At 73.5% G+C, this 16,433-nt stretch carries 13 protein-coding genes and 1 riboswitch; of the genes, 9 read left to right on the top strand and 4 right to left on the bottom strand.

Annotation, left to right across the window (positions count from 1 at the left end):
* Nucleotides 1–17 precede the first annotated feature (17 nt).
* From ACFWVC_RS08920 to ACFWVC_RS08930, 3 genes are all read left to right on the top strand, one after another.
* On the top strand, nt 18–704 hold the full coding sequence (locus ACFWVC_RS08920; RefSeq protein ID WP_384280662.1) for an RNA polymerase sigma factor: 687 nt from the start codon (nt 18–20) through the stop codon (nt 702–704).
* Nucleotides 701–1,810, top strand: coding sequence for a CU044_5270 family protein (locus tag ACFWVC_RS08925; RefSeq protein ID WP_384280664.1), 1,110 nt, complete (start codon nt 701–703; stop codon nt 1,808–1,810). The genes ACFWVC_RS08920 and ACFWVC_RS08925 overlap by 4 nt, the downstream gene beginning before the upstream one ends.
* 128 nt (nt 1,811–1,938) lie before the next feature.
* Nucleotides 1,939–2,694, top strand: a complete 756-nt coding sequence (locus ACFWVC_RS08930; protein WP_384280668.1) for a cobalt-precorrin-6A reductase — start codon at nt 1,939–1,941, stop codon at nt 2,692–2,694.
* A gap of 7 nt (nt 2,695–2,701) precedes the next feature.
* Here ACFWVC_RS08930 and ACFWVC_RS08935 read toward each other — a convergent pair whose 3' ends face one another.
* Genes ACFWVC_RS08935 through cobG form a run of 3 tightly spaced genes read right to left on the bottom strand, consistent with a single transcriptional unit; the run spans nt 2,702 to nt 6,155 of the window.
* Nucleotides 2,702–4,192: a precorrin-2 C(20)-methyltransferase gene (locus ACFWVC_RS08935; RefSeq protein ID WP_384280673.1), complete on the bottom strand. Its 1,491-nt coding sequence runs from the start codon at nt 4,190–4,192 to the stop codon at nt 2,702–2,704.
* Nucleotides 4,189–4,821 carry a precorrin-8X methylmutase gene (locus ACFWVC_RS08940; RefSeq protein ID WP_384280677.1) on the bottom strand — a complete coding sequence of 211 codons (633 nt, stop codon included), beginning with the start codon at nt 4,819–4,821 and terminating at the stop codon, nt 4,189–4,191. Before ACFWVC_RS08940 ends, ACFWVC_RS08935 begins: the two co-directional genes overlap by 4 nt.
* A complete protein-coding gene (cobG, locus tag ACFWVC_RS08945; protein WP_384280681.1) occupies nt 4,818–6,155 on the bottom strand; it encodes a precorrin-3B synthase in 1,338 nt (445 codons plus the stop codon). Before cobG ends, ACFWVC_RS08940 begins: the two co-directional genes overlap by 4 nt.
* A gap of 116 nt (nt 6,156–6,271) precedes the next feature.
* A riboswitch (cobalamin riboswitch) is annotated at nt 6,272–6,355 on the top strand.
* A gap of 52 nt (nt 6,356–6,407) precedes the next feature.
* Between cobG and cobN the strand changes: the two genes are divergently transcribed.
* From cobN to ppk2, 6 genes are all read left to right on the top strand, one after another.
* Complete coding sequence (cobN, locus tag ACFWVC_RS08950; RefSeq protein WP_384280684.1) at nt 6,408–10,010, top strand: cobaltochelatase subunit CobN; 3,603 nt, start codon at nt 6,408–6,410, stop codon at nt 10,008–10,010.
* Between the two features lie 75 nt (nt 10,011–10,085).
* Entirely contained in the window at nt 10,086–10,532 is a 447-nt protein-coding gene (locus ACFWVC_RS08955) for a hypothetical protein (RefSeq protein ID WP_384280686.1), read from the top strand.
* A gap of 111 nt (nt 10,533–10,643) precedes the next feature.
* Complete coding sequence (locus ACFWVC_RS08960; RefSeq protein ID WP_384280690.1) at nt 10,644–12,212, top strand: substrate-binding domain-containing protein; 1,569 nt, start codon at nt 10,644–10,646, stop codon at nt 12,210–12,212.
* Between the two features lie 69 nt (nt 12,213–12,281).
* Entirely contained in the window at nt 12,282–13,433 is a 1,152-nt protein-coding gene (locus ACFWVC_RS08965; protein ID WP_384280696.1) for an anion permease, read from the top strand.
* A gap of 34 nt (nt 13,434–13,467) precedes the next feature.
* Entirely contained in the window at nt 13,468–13,692 is a 225-nt protein-coding gene (locus ACFWVC_RS08970; RefSeq protein WP_384280701.1) for a hypothetical protein, read from the top strand.
* A gap of 13 nt (nt 13,693–13,705) precedes the next feature.
* Entirely contained in the window at nt 13,706–14,602 is an 897-nt protein-coding gene (ppk2, locus tag ACFWVC_RS08975) for a polyphosphate kinase 2 (protein ID WP_384280707.1), read from the top strand.
* Between the two features lie 79 nt (nt 14,603–14,681).
* Here the strand turns inward: ppk2 and ACFWVC_RS08980 are convergent.
* A partial coding sequence (locus ACFWVC_RS08980; protein ID WP_384280710.1) for an Ig-like domain repeat protein occupies nt 14,682–16,433 on the bottom strand: 1,752 nt, incomplete at its 5' end.

Consider the following 16,433-nt stretch of genomic DNA (forward strand, 5'->3'; position numbering starts at 1 on the left):
CGCGACAGCTTAGGTAGGTGAGCACTGACATGCGTACCCGGATACGGGCCGGGGATCCGAGCGCGTTCGCCGAGCTGTACGACGGCTATGCCCGCGCCGTCTACAACCACGCCTTCCGCCTCACCGCCGACTGGACGGCGGCCGAGGACGTGATGGCGGAGACCTTCATGGAGGCCTGGCGGCTGCGTGACCGCGTCGACGCCGAGGGCGGCTCCCTGCGGCCCTGGCTGCTGGGCGTGGCCACGAACGTCTCCCGCGGCCACTACCGCAGCAACCGGCGCTACCGTGCCGCCGCGAAGGCCGCCGCCCAGGCCGAGGCCGACATGGCCCTGCCCGACCACGCGGACGAGGTGGCGGGCCGGCTCGACGACCGGAGCCGTCTCGCCGCCGCCCTGCGCGCGCTGGCCGCGCTGCGCAGACCCGAGCGCGAGGTGCTGACCCTGTGCCTGTGGGAGGGGCTGGAGTACACGGCCGCCGCCGAGGCGCTCGGCATCCCGGTCGGCACGGTCCGCTCCCGGCTCTCCCGGGCCCGTACCAAGCTGCGCAAACTCACCGAGGCGGAGCTCGCCGGCCCGCCCGTCCGGCCCGCGCGCGGACCGGCGGAAAAACTCGTCCGGGGAAATCGGGAACCCGGCCGGCCGGATCGACAGACAAGAGGAGACCGTATCAACGCGATCCGGCCCGTATCGGAGGGAAACCGATGAAAGCGAATCAGTCCCGGCAGAGCCCGGTGGAGTGGGAAGAGAGCGCCTCGCTCCTCCCGCAGACTGGGCGCGATCTTCCAACGGGCCGTCACCAGTTCCACAAGGAGCGTCTGATGGCCCACATCGAGCAGGACAGCCGGCGCGGAGAGCACATGGCGACCGACGGCTCCGACCGGCCGAAGAACCGCGGCTTCCGCATGCCGCGCCTGGCGATCGCCCTGCCCGCGGCCGCCCTCGCCGTGGCCGGTGCGGTCGTCGCCGGCACGTCGCTGAACGGTGGCACAGGCGGCGGGCAGCTCGCGGACATGTCCACCGGGCCGGCGCTGACCACGCAGGTCAGTCCCGCGAGTGCCAAGGGCCTGAACCAGCTGATCGGCCAGATCTCGCTGGCGGCGTCGGCGGAGCCGCGCCCGGTGATGAAGCCGGGCCAGTACGTCTACATCGAGTCCCAGTCGGCCGACACCTTCGTGAAGACGGTCGACGACAAGAGCAGCCTGGCCAGCCACGCGCTGCACAAGCGCCAGGTCTGGCACTCCGCCGACGGCACCGAGGGCTGGCTGATCGACCCCTCCGTCAACGAGAGCCCCGAGGGCGAGACGCTGAGCCTGCCCGACGAGCAGGGCCACCCGTTCGAGGCGTCCCTGAACGGCCCGTCGTACGACTTCCTGACGACGCTGCCCACCGACCCCGACCAGCTGCTGAAGATGATCTACAAGGAGGAGAAGGGGCACGGCAACTCCCCCGACCAGCAGGCGTTCACCACGATCGGCGACCTGCTCGGCGAGAGCTACCCGCCCGCGGAGCTGTACTCGGCGCTGTTCAAGACGGCGGCGAAGATCCCCGGCGTCGTCGTGGTGGACGACGCCCAGGACGCGATCGGCCGCACGGGGGTCGCGGTGGCCCGGCTGGACGAGACCAGCGGTGCGCGGCAGGAGTGGATCTTCGACAAGAAGACCCATGTCTTCCTCGGCGAGCGCACCGTGCAGGTCGAGGAGGTCTCCGAGTACGGCGTGGCGATGAAGCCCGGCACGGTGCTCTACACCGACGCCATCACCGACCGCGCGATCGTCGACGGCATGAAGCAGACCCCCGGGCAGAAGGCCTGACGTTCCGCGTCCGCCGGTCCCGCCCCCGTGGCCGCCGTCCCAGGACGGCGGCCACGCGGCGCTTCGTGGTCTCCGGGGGGACCGGGGACGGTTCAGGTCCGGCGCCCGCGTGCCTCTAGGGTGCGGAGATGACCGGCACGCAGCAGCACGTCCTGATCCTCGGCGGCACCACGGAGGGCCGTCGCCTCGCGGAGGCGCTGGCCGGCGACCCGGCGGGATGGCGGGTCACCAGCTCGCTCGCGGGCCGGGTGGCCGCGCCCCGGCTGCCGCCGGGCGAGGTGCGGACGGGCGGCTTCGGCGGCACGGAAGGGCTGGTGCGGTGGCTGCGGGAGCACGCCGTCGACGTGGTGGTCGACGCCACGCACCCCTTCGCCGGCACGATGAGCGCCCACGCCGCCGCGGCGGCCGCGGCGGCCGGTGTTCCCCTGCTGGGCCTGCGCCGCCCGGGATGGGCCGCCGCTCCCGGCGACCGCTGGCACCCGGTGGACTCCACGGCGGAGGCCGCGGCCCTGCTGCCCACCCTCGGCGGGCGGGTCTTCCTGACCACGGGACGCACGGGTCTGGCGGCCTTCGCCGGGGACGCCGACAGCTGGTTCCTGGTGCGGTCCGTCGACGCCCCGGAGCCGCCGTACCCGCCGCACATGGAAGTCGTCCTGGACCGGGGGCCGTTCACGTACGACGGGGAGCGGGCACTCATGACCCGCCACCGCGTCGACGTGCTGGTGACCAAGGACAGCGGCGGCGCGGCGACGGCCCCGAAGCTCGCCGTCGCCCGCGAACTCGGCCTGCCCGTGGTGATCGTGCGCCGTCCGCCCGCCCCGCCGGGCGTGCCGGCCGTCCCGGACGTGGCGGGCGCCCTGGCGTGGCTGCGGCGCGGGGAGTGAGGCGGGATCAGGCCGGGTAGCGCCGGGGCGTCCACACCACCGTCGTGCCGTCGCCGCGCCGCACCGCGCGGGTCTGCGAGGACCCGACGAGCAGGACGCAGCGCATGTCCACGGACGCCGGGTCCAGGTCCTCCAGCGTGGTGATCCGCACCGCCTGCTCGGGGCCGCCGACATCGCGCGCGACGACCACCGGGGTGCCGGGCGGGCGGCCCTCCCGCAGCACCTTCAGGGCCTGTTCCAGCTGCTCCCGGCGGCTGCGGGACGCCGGGTTGTAGAGCGCGAGCACCAGATCGCCGGCGGTCGTGGCGCGCAGCCGCTCCTCGATCACCGTCCAGGGCTTGAGCCGGTCGGACAGCGAGACCACCGCGTAGTCGTGCCCCAGCGGCGCGCCCGCGAGCGCCGCCGCCGACTGCGCCGCGGTGATCCCGGGCACCACGCGCACCCGCACGTCGAGATAGGGCTCGGCGGAGGCGGCCTCCAGCACGGCCGTCGCCATCGCGAAGACCCCGGGGTCTCCGGACGACACGACGGCCACCCGCCGCCCGCGCCGCGCGAGGTCGAGGGCGAACTCGGCGCGTTCGGCCTCCACGCGGTTGTCGGAGGCGTGCCGCAGCTGCCCCGGACGGACCGGGACGCGGTCCATGTACGTGGTGTAGCCGACCAGTTCGTCCGCCTCGGCGAGCGCGGAGCGCGCCTCCGCGGTCAGCCACATCGGGCCGGCCGGGCCCAGCCCGACGACCACGACCTCGCCCTCCGCCTGACTCGGGGCCGGTCGCTCGTCGATCCGGCTGGGCAGCACCGCGACGGCGAAGTACGGCACCGAGTCAGGGTCGACGTCGGCCAGCATCCCCAGGCGTTCGGCGTCCATCGTGGCCCGCTCGACGTAGTGCGCGTCCGCCAGCCGCCCGGCCGTGCCAAGCGCCCGGCGCACGGCCGGGAAGGTGCGGCCGAGCTTCATCACGGCCGCCGCGTCGGTGGCGGCGAGCCGGGCCGCGAGCTCCTCCTCCGGCAGCGTGCCGGGCAGGATCGTCAGCACCTCCTCGCCCTCCACCAGCGGGCGGCCGATCCGGGCGGCGGCCGCGCTCACGGACGTGACACCCGGAATCACCTCGGCCGGGTAGCGGTCGGCCAGCCGCTTGTGCATGTGCATGTACGAGCCGTAGAAGAGCGGATCGCCCTCGGCGAGCACGGCGACCGTGCGCCCCGCGTCGAGGTGTGCGGCGAGCAGTTCGGCGGACTCGGCGTAGAAGTCGTCCAGCGCGCCCCGGTAGCCGCCCGGATGGTCGGTGGTCTCCGTGGTGACCGGGTACATCAGCCGCTCCTCGATCTGCTCGGGGCGGATGTGCGCCGCGGCGATCGAGCGGGCGATGCTGCGGCCGTGCCGGGCGCAGTGGTAGGCGATCACATCGGCGGAGCGGATGACGTCCACGGCCCGCACGGTCATCAGGGAGGGGTCGCCGGGGCCGAGGCCCACTCCGTACAGACGGCCGGTGGTCATACGATCTCGTCCTCCGTGGCAAGGGCGTTGAGGGCGGCGGCCGCGAGCGCGCTGCCGCCGCGCCGGCCGCGCACGATCAGGTGCTCCAGACCGGAGGGGTGCGCGGCGAGGGCGTCCTTGGACTCGGCCGCGCCGACGAATCCGACCGGCACGCCGATGACGGCGGCGGGCCGCGGCGCGCCCGCCTCGACCATCTCCAGCAGCCGGAAGAGCGAGGTGGGGGCGTTGCCGACCGCGACGACGGCGCCCTCCAGGCGGTCCCGCCACAGTTCCATCGCGGCGGCGCTGCGGGTGGTGCCGAGCTCGGCGGCGAGCGAGGGCACGGAGGGGTCGGAGAGGGTGCAGACCACCTCGTTGTCCGCGGGCAGCCGCTTGCGGGTGACGCCGCTGGCGACCATCTGCACGTCGCAGAGGATCGGCGCCCCGGCGCGCAGCGCGGCGCGCGCGTCGGCGACCACGGACGGGCTGAAGGCCAGGTCGCGGACGAGGTCGGTCATGCCGCACGCGTGGATCATGCGGACGGCGACCTGCGCGACGTCCGGCGGCAGGGCGTCGAGTTCCGCCTCGGCGCGGATGATGGCGAACGACCGGCGGTAGATCTCCGGGCCGTCCTTCTCGTACTCGGTCACGTCGTGGTCCTCGGTGGTGGTGGGGTCGTGCGGCGGGCGGCGGAGACGGCGGCGGGCAGGTCCGGGGCGGCGGTGCTCGCACCGGTGCCGCCCGTGGTGACGCGGTAGTGCCCGTCGGCGGTGGCCACGACGTCGACCCGGGCGCCGTCCGGCCGGCCGCAGTTGCGCTCGCAGCCGGAGAAGTGGACGGGCAGCAGGGCATGTCCGGGACCGGGGGCCTCGGCGCGCACCGCGGCCTCGGCGTCCGTCCGCACGTCCGCCAGCGACTTGGCGCACCCGGGCCGTCCGGCGCACGCGGTCACCCCGCGCCACGGCGAGTCCTCGCCGGTCAGGAAGCCCGCCCCGGCGAGACGTGCCAGAACCCCGGGTGCCTCGGCCGCCGGTACGCCCGGCACGACCACGCCGCGCCACGGCGTCACCCGCACCTGCCCGCCGGCCGCGTCCGCCACCTCGGCGAGGACCCGCCACGCCTGCGCGGTCACGCGCCCCAGCCGCGTCCCGGCCGACAGCACCCACGTCCCGCCGCCGGGCTGCGGGAAGCCCCCGAGCCGGGGCCCGGCCCGGTGTTCGGCCGAGGGCCCGGCCGGTTCGCCCCGGAGCGGGACGTCCGCGACGGGCAGGAGACCCGCGACGCGGGCTCCCGTGGGGTCGACGTCGGCGAGGCGCCAGGCGCGGGCGGGGTGTCCGGCGGCGAGGGTGAGGAAGGCCTCGGCGGCGCGCAGCGCCCAGCGGGGGGCGTCGGGGGCGGGGACGTGGGCGACGGGTGTGCCCGCGAGGCGGAGTTCGGCGGTGGCGTGGTCGGCCCGGGCGGTCAACGTCACATCGGCGCCCAGCGCGGCGACGTCGCCGCGGCCGTCGTCGAGGGCGAAGAGGAAGCGCCCGGACAGCCCGGCCGCCGCGGGGCTGGCGCACAGCAGGGCGTCCAACTCCCGCACCCAGTGCGTCACATCGGCGTACCCGTGGCCGTCGAGGCCGCCCAGGGGAGAGGCGACGACATTGCGGGCCCGTTCGTGGGCGTACGAGGGGAGCAGTCCCGCGGCGGCCAGGCGCGTGGCGAGGTCGGTGGCCGCGCCGGGTGCGCGCAGGCCGCGCAGTTGCAGGTTGCCCCGGGAGGTGAGGTCGAGACGGCCGTCGCCGAGGTCGTCGGCGGCATCCGCCAACACACGCATCTGACGGCCAGTCAACAATCCGCCGGGTATGCGGATCCGGGCCAGCGGGCCGTCGTCGGCGGCGTGCAGCCGCAGCGCTCCCGGGCACGCGTCCTCGCGGTCCGCGCGTCCCGCCGAGGGCACGGCGAAGGCGCCGTTCACGGGGGATTCCGGGGCTGTGGGCATGGCCGCGAGCATACCCGCGGCCACCTGGGAGGTGTACGGCCCATGCAACGTCACCAGCCCTTACTATGCGGGTGGGACGGCCGCAGGCCGCGCCCACGCCATCGACGGCGCCAGGGGAGGAAGCCGGTGCGAATCCGGTGCGGTCCCGCCACTGTCATCGCGGCCCACGGGTAATGCCGGGCCGCGGGAGCCAGGAACTCCCGCCGTCATCCACCGGCCCGGGGCGCGGACCCCGAGGAAGGCACGCCCGACGTGATCCTGCTGCTCTCGACGTCCGACACCGATCTGCTCAGCGCCCGCTCGGCGGACGGCCCGGTCCCCTACCGGCTCGCCAACCCGGCCCGGCTCACCGCGGGGGAAGTGCCCGCGCTCCTCGACGGCGCCGACCTCGTCGTCGTACGCCTGCTCGGCGGGCGCCGGGCCTGGGAGGAGGGCCTGGACGCGCTGCTCGCCGGGCCGCGCCCGGTGGTCGTGCTCACCGGTGAACAGGCCCCGGACGCCCAGCTCATGGAGCTGTCCACGGTCCCGGTCGGCACAGCCGCCGAGGCCCACGCCTACCTCGCGCACGGCGGCCCCGCCAACCTCGCCCAGCTGGCCCGCTTCCTGTCCGACACCGTGCTGCTGACCGGCCACGGCTTCGAACCCCCGGCCCCCGCCCCGTCCTGGGGCCGCCTGGAGCGCGCCGCGGCCGTCACCGAGGGCCCGCTGGTCGCCGTCCTCTACTACCGGGCCCACCACATGAGCGGCAACACCGCCTTCGTGGAGGCCCTTTGCGCCGCGATCGAGCAGGCCGGGGGCCGCGCGCTCCCCCTGTACGTCGCCTCGCTGCGCGCCCCCGAGCCGGAACTGCTGGACGCCCTGGCCGGAGTGGACGCGATCGTCACCACCGTGCTGGCCGCGGGCGGCACGCGCCCCGCCGAGGCCTCCGCCGGCGGCGACGAGGAGGCGTGGGACGCGGGCGCGCTGACCTCGCTCGACGTGCCGGTGCTCCAGGCGCTGTGCCTGACCTCCTCCCGGGATGTGTGGGAGGGCAGCGACGAGGGACTGTCCCCCATGGACGCCGCGACGCAGGTCGCCGTGCCCGAGTTCGACGGCCGGCTCATCACCGTCCCGTTCTCCTTCAAGGAGGTCGACGAGGACGGCCTGCCGGTCTACGCGCCCGACCCCGAGCGCGCCGCCCGCGTCGCCGGGATCGCCGTGCGCCACGCGCGGCTGCGGCACATACCGCCCGCCGAGCGCCGTCTCGCGCTGGTGCTGTCCGCGTACCCGACCAAGCACTCCCGCATCGGCAACGCGGTGGGCCTGGACACCCCGGCCAGCGCGGTCGCCCTGCTGCGCAGGCTGCGCGAGGAGGGGTACGACTTCGGGCCCGCGGAGGAGATCCCGGGCCTGTCCTCGGGCGACGGCGACGAGCTGATCCGCGCGCTGATCGAGGCGGGCGGCCATGACCAGGACTGGCTGACCGAGGAGCAGCTGGCCCGCAACCCCGTGCGCGTCCCGGCCGCCGACTACCGCCGCTGGTTCGCCGCGCTCCCGGCGGAGCTGCGCGACGCGGTCACCGGGCACTGGGGGCCGCCGCCCGGCTCGATGTTCGTGGACACCAGCCGGGACCCGGAGGGCGACATCGTGCTGGCCGCGCTGCGCCGCGGCAACCTGCTGATCGTCATCCAGCCGCCGCGCGGCTTCGGCGAGAACCCGATCGCGATCTACCACGACCCCGATCTGCCGCCCTCCCACCACTACCTGGCCGCCTACCGCTGGATCGCCTCCGCGCGGGCCGAGGGCGGGTTCGGCGCCGACGCGATGATCCACCTCGGCAAGCACGGCAACCTGGAGTGGCTGCCCGGCAAGAACGCGGCCCTGTCCGCCGCCTGCGGTCCCGACGCCGCGCTCGGCGACCTCCCGCTGATCTATCCGTTCCTCGTCAACGACCCCGGTGAGGGCACCCAGGCCAAGCGCCGCGCCCACGCCACCCTGGTGGACCACCTCGTGCCGCCGATGGCCCGCGCCGACTCCTACGGCGACATCGCGCGCCTGGAGCAACTGCTCGACGAGCACGCCTCGATCGCCGCCATGGACCCGGCCAAGCTGCCCGCCGTGCGCGCCCAGATCTGGACGCTGATCCAGGCCGCGAAGCTCGACCACGACCTGGGCCTGGAGGACCGGCCGCACGACGCGGAGTTCGACGACTTCCTGCTGCACGTCGACGGCTGGCTCTGCGAGATCAAGGACGCCCAGATCCGCGACGGCCTGCACGTTCTCGGCCAGGCGCCCGCCGGCGCCGATCGGGTCAACCTGGTGCTCGCGATCCTGCGGGCTCGGCAGATCTGGGGCGGCACCGCCGCCCTGCCCGGACTGCGCGAGGCCCTGGGCCTGGACGAGTCCGCGGCCACCCGGGTGACCGCCGACGCGGCCGAGGAGCAGGCCCGCGCGCTGGTGCAGGCGATGGAGGACGCGGCGTGGGACCCGGAGGCCGTCGCGGAGGTCGCCAAGGGCCTGTCCGAGGAGGTCGCCCGGGTGCTGGACTTCGCGGCCCGGCAGGTCGTGCCGCGGCTGGCCCGTACGACGGACGAGATCGACGCGGTCGTGCACGCGCTGAACGGCGGCTTCGTGCCGGCCGGCCCCTCGGGATCCCCGTTGCGCGGTCTGGTCAACGTCCTGCCGACCGGCCGCAACTTCTACTCCGTCGACCCCAAGGCCGTCCCCAGCCGGCTCGCCTGGGAGACCGGGCAGGCCCTCGCGGACTCGCTGCTCGCCCGCTACCGCGCGGACAACGACGGCACGTGGCCGCAGTCGGTGGGCCTGTCCCTGTGGGGCACCAGCGCGATGCGCACCGCGGGCGACGACATCGCCGAGGCGCTGGCGCTGCTCGGCGTGCGCCCGGTGTGGGACGACGCGTCCCGCCGGGTCACCGGTGTCGAGGCCGTGCCCGCGCAGGAGTTGGGCCGCCCGCGGGTCGATGTGACCCTGCGCGTCAGCGGCTTCTTCCGCGACGCCTTCCCGCACGTGGTGGGCCTGCTGGACGACGCCGTCCGCCTGGTCGCGGGCCTGGACGAGCCGGACGAGGCCAACTTCGTCCGCGCCCACACCCGCGCCGACCTCGCCGCCCACGGCGACGAACGCCGGGCCACCACCCGGATCTTCGGCTCCCGTCCCGGCACCTACGGCGCGGGCCTGCTGCAGCTCATCGACAGCCGCGACTGGCGCAGCGACGCCGACCTCGCCGAGGTCTACACCGTCTGGGGCGGCTACGCGTACGGCCGCGGCCTCGACGGCCGCCCGGCGCGGGAGGAGATGGAGACCGCCTACCGGCGGATCGCGGTGGCCGCGAAGAACACCGACACCCGCGAGCACGACATCGCCGACTCCGACGACTACTACCAGTACCACGGCGGCATGGTCGCCACCGTCCGCGCGCTGACCGGCCGTTCCCCCGAGGCGTACATCGGCGACTCCACCCGCCCGGAGACCGTCCGCACCCGCTCCCTGCTGGAGGAGACCTCCCGGGTGTTCCGCGCCCGCGTCGTCAACCCCCGCTGGATCGAGGCCATGCGGCGGCACGGCTACAAGGGCGCCTTCGAACTGGCCGCGACCGTCGACTACCTCTTCGGCTACGACGCGACCACCGGGGTCGTCGCCGACTGGATGTACGACAGGCTCGCCCGCACCTACGTCCTGGACCCGGAGAACCGCGCCTTCCTCCAGGAGGCCAACCCCTGGGCCCTGCACGGCATGGCCGAACGGCTGCTGGAGGCCGAGTCCCGCGGCATGTGGGCGGAGCCCGACCCGGAGGTCGTCGCGGCACTGCGCGAGGCGTTCCTGGAGACCGAGGGCGACCTGGAGGGCGGCGAGTAGTCCGCACGCCGGCTCGTGACGTGGCGGACGACTGCGCGTAACGCCCACGTCGGACGGCGCTGCCACGCTGACGGTATGGACGCCACCGCGCTCGCACGCGCGCTGCTGGAACCCGTGCCGGCCAACCGGACCGCGGGCATCGAGGTGCTCCGCGCCGAGGACGGCGCCGCGCAGGTGGCGCTGGAGACCCCGTACGCGCTGCGGAACGTCATCGGGAGCCTGCACGCGAGCGGGCTGGTCGCGCTGCTCGACGCGGCCGGGCTGGCCGCGCTCGTCGCGGCGTGCGAGGAGCCCTCGCAGTTCGAGGGCGTCGTGCCGCTGGGCGCGGCGGCCACGATGGAGTTCCTGGCCGCTGCTGACGGGGGAGAGCGACCGCGCGCGGATCGCCACGGTCGCCGAGGTCCGGGACGCGGCGGGCACGGTGGTCTGCCGGGGCGGCTTCGACTGGAGCGTGCGGCGGCTGCCCGGCGCCCGGTAGTCCGGGTTCCGTACGCACCGGGGAAACGTCCGGCGAACATCTGACGGCAGGACAGGGATGGTGCTGCCGGCATCCGTTCGTGCTCGTACGGTGACCGGACCTGATCGGACCGTCACAGTGGACACTGCTGACACACGGGGGATGCGAGAACGCGCATGGACGACTGGCTGAGTGCCGACAACGTCGTGGCGGTGCTGACCGCCATCGTCGGTCTGGTGGTCTCCGTCGGGGTGGTCTGGTACGAACGCCGGGTGCCGCGCCGCAAGCGCATCGGCTACCGCGTCCAGATGGACACCCCGATCGGCAGCGACGACCCCGACGGCGAGGCCGGCGCGACCAACGTGCGGCTCGGTCTCTTCAACGACCTGCCGGACATGGTGGACGCGACCCTCGTCCTGCTGCGCATCGAGAACGACGGCGGCGAGAGCATCGCCGACACCGACTACACCAACCGCGATCCGCACCGGGCCCTGAACGTGGTCTTCGCCGGCCGCCTGGTCCGGGGGGTGGCCGTGACCCAGGTCGACGCCGGCCCGCTGATGGACCACTTCGCCCCGGCCGGCGGCGAGGGCGGGGTCCGCCACGAGGGCAACGTCATCCACCTGCCCCGCGTCCCGCTCAACCGGGGCCAGCACTACAAGCTGCTGGTGCTGCTCACCGGCGGCCACGTCGGCGGCGGCGTCCGGATCACCGGCGGCATCCGCGACGGCGTCGTCGTCCCCAACACGGCGATGCCCGTCGACGCCGCGCCCCCGCTGTTCAGCCGCGCGACCCGGTGGATCACCATCCTGCTCACCGTCTGCGTGACCGTGCTGGCCTCCATCATCGTCGTCCGCGAGGACGCGCCGCCGCCCCACGGCTGTGCCACCGGGCGGCTGACGGTGACCGGGTCCACGGCCTTCGCCCCGGTCATGAAGGAACTCGCCCGCCGTTACGCCGCGGACTGCGCCGGCTCCGACATCAGGGTCGACGCCAACTCCAGCGACCGGGGAGTCAGCGACCTCGAGGACGCCGGGAAGGCGGGCCACGGCTCCGCGGTGGTGGCCATGTCCGACGGCCCCAGGCCGCCGGGGCCGTCGAGGCTCACGGCGCACCGGGTCGCCGTCTCCGCCTTCGCGCTCGTCGTGAACGACGAGATACCCGTCGAGAACCTTTCGGTCGCCCAGATACGCGCCGTCTTCAACGGGGGCATCGCCAACTGGAAGGGTGTCAAGGGCGGTCCCGACCGTCCGATCAGCCTCGTCAGCCGCAACGCCGAATCCGGCACCCGCGACATCTTCCGCAGGCGCGTCCTCGGCGGCGAGGGCGAGCCCAAGTTCACCTCGCACAACTGCGTGACCAAGGACTTCCCCACCGCCCCGGTGATCCGCTGCGAACTCGACAGCACCGCCAAGGTCCTGACCAAGGTCGGCCAGACCCCCGGCGCCATCGGCTACGCCGAACTGGGCGCCGCCAAGGCCTCCCCGCACGTGCGCATCCTGGACATCAACGGCTTCGAGCCGTCGACCGGCCCCGACGACGACAAGGGCTACCCCTTCAACGAGATCGAGTACGCCTACACCTTCGGCTCGCCCGATTCCGACTCCCTCACCGCCAGCTTCCTGTCCTACCTGCTCCACGGCTCCGGCCAGGACATCGTCAGGGCCCACGGCCACCTCCCCTGCTACGCCCCCGACGGCATCGAGCACTGCGGCCTGAGGGGCAGCGACTTGCCCGTGTCCTGACAAGACGTACCGCCGGGCGTCATGTGGGTGTCGCCTGATGGACGCGTGGAACCCTTTCCCTCAAGGGGCATGGACCACATCACGTTTCTCGTGGCGGTCGTGATCGTGACCGCGCTGGCCTTCGACTTCACCAACGGCTTCCATGACACGGCGAATGCGATGGCGACGTCCATCGCGACGGGAGCTCTGCGACCGCGGACCGCGGTCCTCATCAGTGGCGTGCTGAACATCGCCGGCGCCTTCCTGTCGACCGAGGTCGCGAAGACGATCTCCGGCGGGATCGTCGACGACACCCTGGTCACCCCGGGCATGATCTTCGCGGGGCTGGTCGGCGCGGTGCTGTGGAACCTCATGACCTGGCTGCTGGGGCTGCCGTCGAGCAGCTCGCACGCCCTTTTCGGCGGCCTGATCGGCGCCGTGTGGGTGGGCGCCGGCAGCAAGGGCGTGCACTTCGACAAGGTTGTCGAGAAGGTACTGCTCCCCGCGGTCGCGTCCCCCCTGGTGGCGGGGATCGCGGCGCTGCTGGCTACGTACCTGGCGTACCGGATCACCGCGCGGGCGCGGCAGAAGTCGGTGACCCGGGGCTTCCGGCTCGGGCAGATCGCGTCGGCGTCGCTGGTGTCGCTGGCGCACGGCACGAACGACGCCCAGAAGACGATGGGCGTGATCACCCTCACGCTGATCTCCGCGGGTGCCCTCGGGCACGACGCGGGGCCGCCGGTGTGGGTGATCGCGGCGGCGGGCCTGGCCATCGGGCTCGGCACGTACCTGGGGGGATGGCGGATCATCCGCACCATGGGCAAGGGGCTCACCGACATCCAGTCCCCGCAGGGCTTCGCGGCGGAGGCGGCCTCCACGACGGTGATCCTGACCTCGGCCCACCTGGGCTTCGCGCTGTCGACGACGCAGGTGTGCTCCGGCGGCATCCTGGGCGCCGGGCTGGGCCGCCGGCTGGCCGAGGTCCGCTGGGGGACCGCGGGCCGCATGGTGATCGCCTGGCTGGTGACGCTGCCGGCCGCCGCGCTGGTCGGCGGGGTCTCGGCGAGCGTCGTGCAGCACGGCGGCACCGCGGGCACCGTGGTGATCGCCTTGGTGGCGGTGGCGGTGGCCGCGTTCATCGTGGTGCTCTCGCGCCGCAACCCGGTGCACGCCCAGAACGTGAACGACACCCACACCGTGGCCCTGCGCCCCTCCGCGACCTCCGCCCCGTCGGCCGCCTGAGCGCGTCCGACCGCGTCCGACAAGGAGAAATGCGATGCAACTGGACTGGAGTGCCCTCGGCGAAGTGGCCGCCGTCAGTACTGGCGTTACCGTGGGTGTGGTCGTCGTCTTCGCCCTCGGTGTCCTCGGCCTTTCCCGGGCCGAGGACTCCCGCGACGGCGCGACCGTGTCGTACGCGGCGGCGGGCCTGTGCTTCCTGGCCTGTGCCGCGGTCGTGGCGTACGGCATCTATCTGATCGTTCCCCAGTTCCACTCCTGAGAGGCGAGGCGACATGGCGACGCTCCCGCACCCCGCCGATCCGGACCTGCTGGCCGGCATGCAGGTCGACTACACCGACCAGGACGAGCCCGTGCTCATCCGTCCCGACGGCACCCCCGTCGAGACCTGGCGGGAGAACTATCCGTACGACCACCGCATGGAGCGCAAGGAGTACGAGTGGCACAAGCGGCTCCAGCAGATAGAGCTGCTGAAGCTGCAGAGCTGGATCAAGGAGACGGGGCGCCGGCTGGTGATCGTCTTCGAGGGGCGTGACGCGGCCGGCAAGGGCGGCACCATCAAGCGGTTCACCGAGCATCTGAACCCGCGCGGTGCCCGGGTCGTCGCCCTGGTCAAGCCGACCGAGCGCGAGCGCGGCCAGTGGTACTTCCAGCGGTACGTCGACCACCTGCCGACGGCCGGCGAGATCGTCATGTTCGACCGCTCCTGGTACAACCGGGCCGGTGTCGAGCGCGTCATGGGCTTCTGCACCGACGACGAGTACCAGCGCTTCATGCGCCAGGCGCCCGCCTTCGAGCGGATGCTCGTGGACGACGGCATCGACCTGGTGAAGTTCTGGTTCTCGGTGTCCCGCGACGAACAGCGCACCCGCTTCACCATCCGCCAGGTCGACCCGGTGCGGCAGTGGAAGCTCAGCCCCATGGACCTGGCGTCCCTGGACCGCTGGGACGACTACACCGAGGCGAAGGTCGCGATGTTCCGCGAGACGGACACCGAGCAGGCGCCCTGGACGGTCGTGAAGAGCAACGACAAGAAGCGCGCCCGCGTCGAGGCGATGCGCAGCGTGCTGGCCCGCTTCGACTACCCGGACAAGGACGAGGAGGTCGTCGGCGTCCCCGATCCGCGGATCGTCGGCGCCGCGGCGAACCTGCTGGAGGCGGGCGAGGTCTGACCTCCCGCACACCGAGAACGCGGACGAGGCCGCCCCGGGTGATCCGGGGCGGCCTCGTCCGTGTGCGGGCTGTGCGGCGTCAGTTGGTGAAGTTCAGGTACTTCCAGTCGCCGTACGTCGTGGTGTTCAGGCTGTCGCCCGAGCCGCCCTTGATGTACGAGACGCGCACCCGGGCCCGGATGCCGGACTCGCCCGGCCCCGGCAGCTCGACCCGCGCCTTGCCGGCGGTCCCCAGCTGGAAGTACTCCGAGTCGGTCGAGTACCACTTGCCCTGGTAGTAGACCTCGAGGTCGAACCGCTCGGCGCGGCCCGCGTGGTAGGTCATCGTCGTGCTGAACAGCGGCGCGGCGTTCTTGTGGAACCAGTAGTAGTTGGTCGAGCCGATCTTGCCCGTCTTGTAGTGGCGCGAGACGGACGTGGAGAGCTTGACCTGCGTCCCGACCGAGCGGGACACCGACTTCGGGGCCGAGAAGGCGTCGCCGCCGAAGGAGGCCCAGAAGGTGGTGTTGCGGGTGAGCTTGTAGGTGGCCTTCAGGTCGCCGGAGGAGTTGACCTTGCCGGACTTGATCAGCTTCTTGGTGCCGTCGGCGGCCTTGGCGTAGATCGAGACCACGCGGCTCTTGCCGGTCTTGCCGAGGTGCCCGGTGACGGTGGCCGTCGACCCGTAGGAGTAGGTCGAGTGGTTGGTCTTGATGCTGACCGAGGTGGCCGTGCGGGAGACCGCGACGCTGTCCTTGCCCAGGGCGGCGTTGTGCGTGGTGTCGCCGTTGTAGTGGGCGGAGTAGGTGACGGTGCCGCCGGTGTACGGGGTGTCCGTGAAGCTGAACGTGCCGTTGGACGCGACCGTCTTGGTGCCGAGCGACTTGCCCTTCGGGTCGGTGAGGTCGGTACGGGTCACCGTGACCTTGGTGCCGCTCGGGAAGGAGGCGCTCGAGGTGAGCTTGCCCTTCACCGTGATCTTCGTGGCCCGCTTGGCGGACGTCGGAGCGCTGACCGTGAGGGTGGCGGTGGCCTTGGCGACCTTGACGGTGTCCTTGGCGGTGGCGGCCGCGTGCCGCGTGTCGCCGGCGAAGGTCGCCGTGTAGGTGTTGGTGCCCAGGACGGACGGGGTGTTCTTGAACGAGAAGGTGCCGTTGGCGGCGACCGTCGCGGTGCCGAGCGGCGTGCCGGCCGGGTGGGCGGAGTCGGTGCGGCTCACGGAGACCTTGGTGCCGGCCGGGAAGGCCACGGGCGAACCGAGGGTGCCGGTGACGGTGAGCTCGCGGCTGGGCAGGGCCGTGGTCGGGGCGTTCACCGAGAGGGTGGTCGCGCCCAGGACGACGCTGACGGTGTCCACGGCGGTCGCGTCGGCGTGCGTGGTGTCGCCGGCGTAGGTGACCGTGTAGGTGTTGTCGCCCTGCGCGGCCGGGGTGTCCTTGACCTCGAAGGTGCCGTTGGCGGCGACCGTCGCGGTGCCGAGCGGCGTGCCGGCCGGGTGGGCGGAGTCGGTGCGGCTCACGGAGACCGTGGTGCCGTCCGCGAAGGGCACCGTCGAGCCGAGGGTGCCGGTGACGGTGACCTCGTCGCCGGGGATGGCGGCGGCGGGGGCGTCCACCGTGAGCAGGCTGGCGGCCCGGGCGACGCTGACGGTGCCGGTGCCGGTGGTGGCGTCGTGCTCGGCGTCGCCGGCGTAGGTGACCGTGTAGGTGTTGTCGCCCAGTGCGGCCGGGGTGTCCTTGACCTCGAAGGTGCCGTCGGCGGCGACCGTCGCGGTGCCGAGCGGCGTGCCGGCCGGGTGGGCGGAGTCGGTGCGGCTCACGGAGACCGTGGTGCCGTCCGCGAAGGGCACCGT

The organism is Streptomyces sp. NPDC058691 (genome assembly GCF_042714775.1).
Classification (GTDB): domain Bacteria; phylum Actinomycetota; class Actinomycetes; order Streptomycetales; family Streptomycetaceae; genus Actinacidiphila.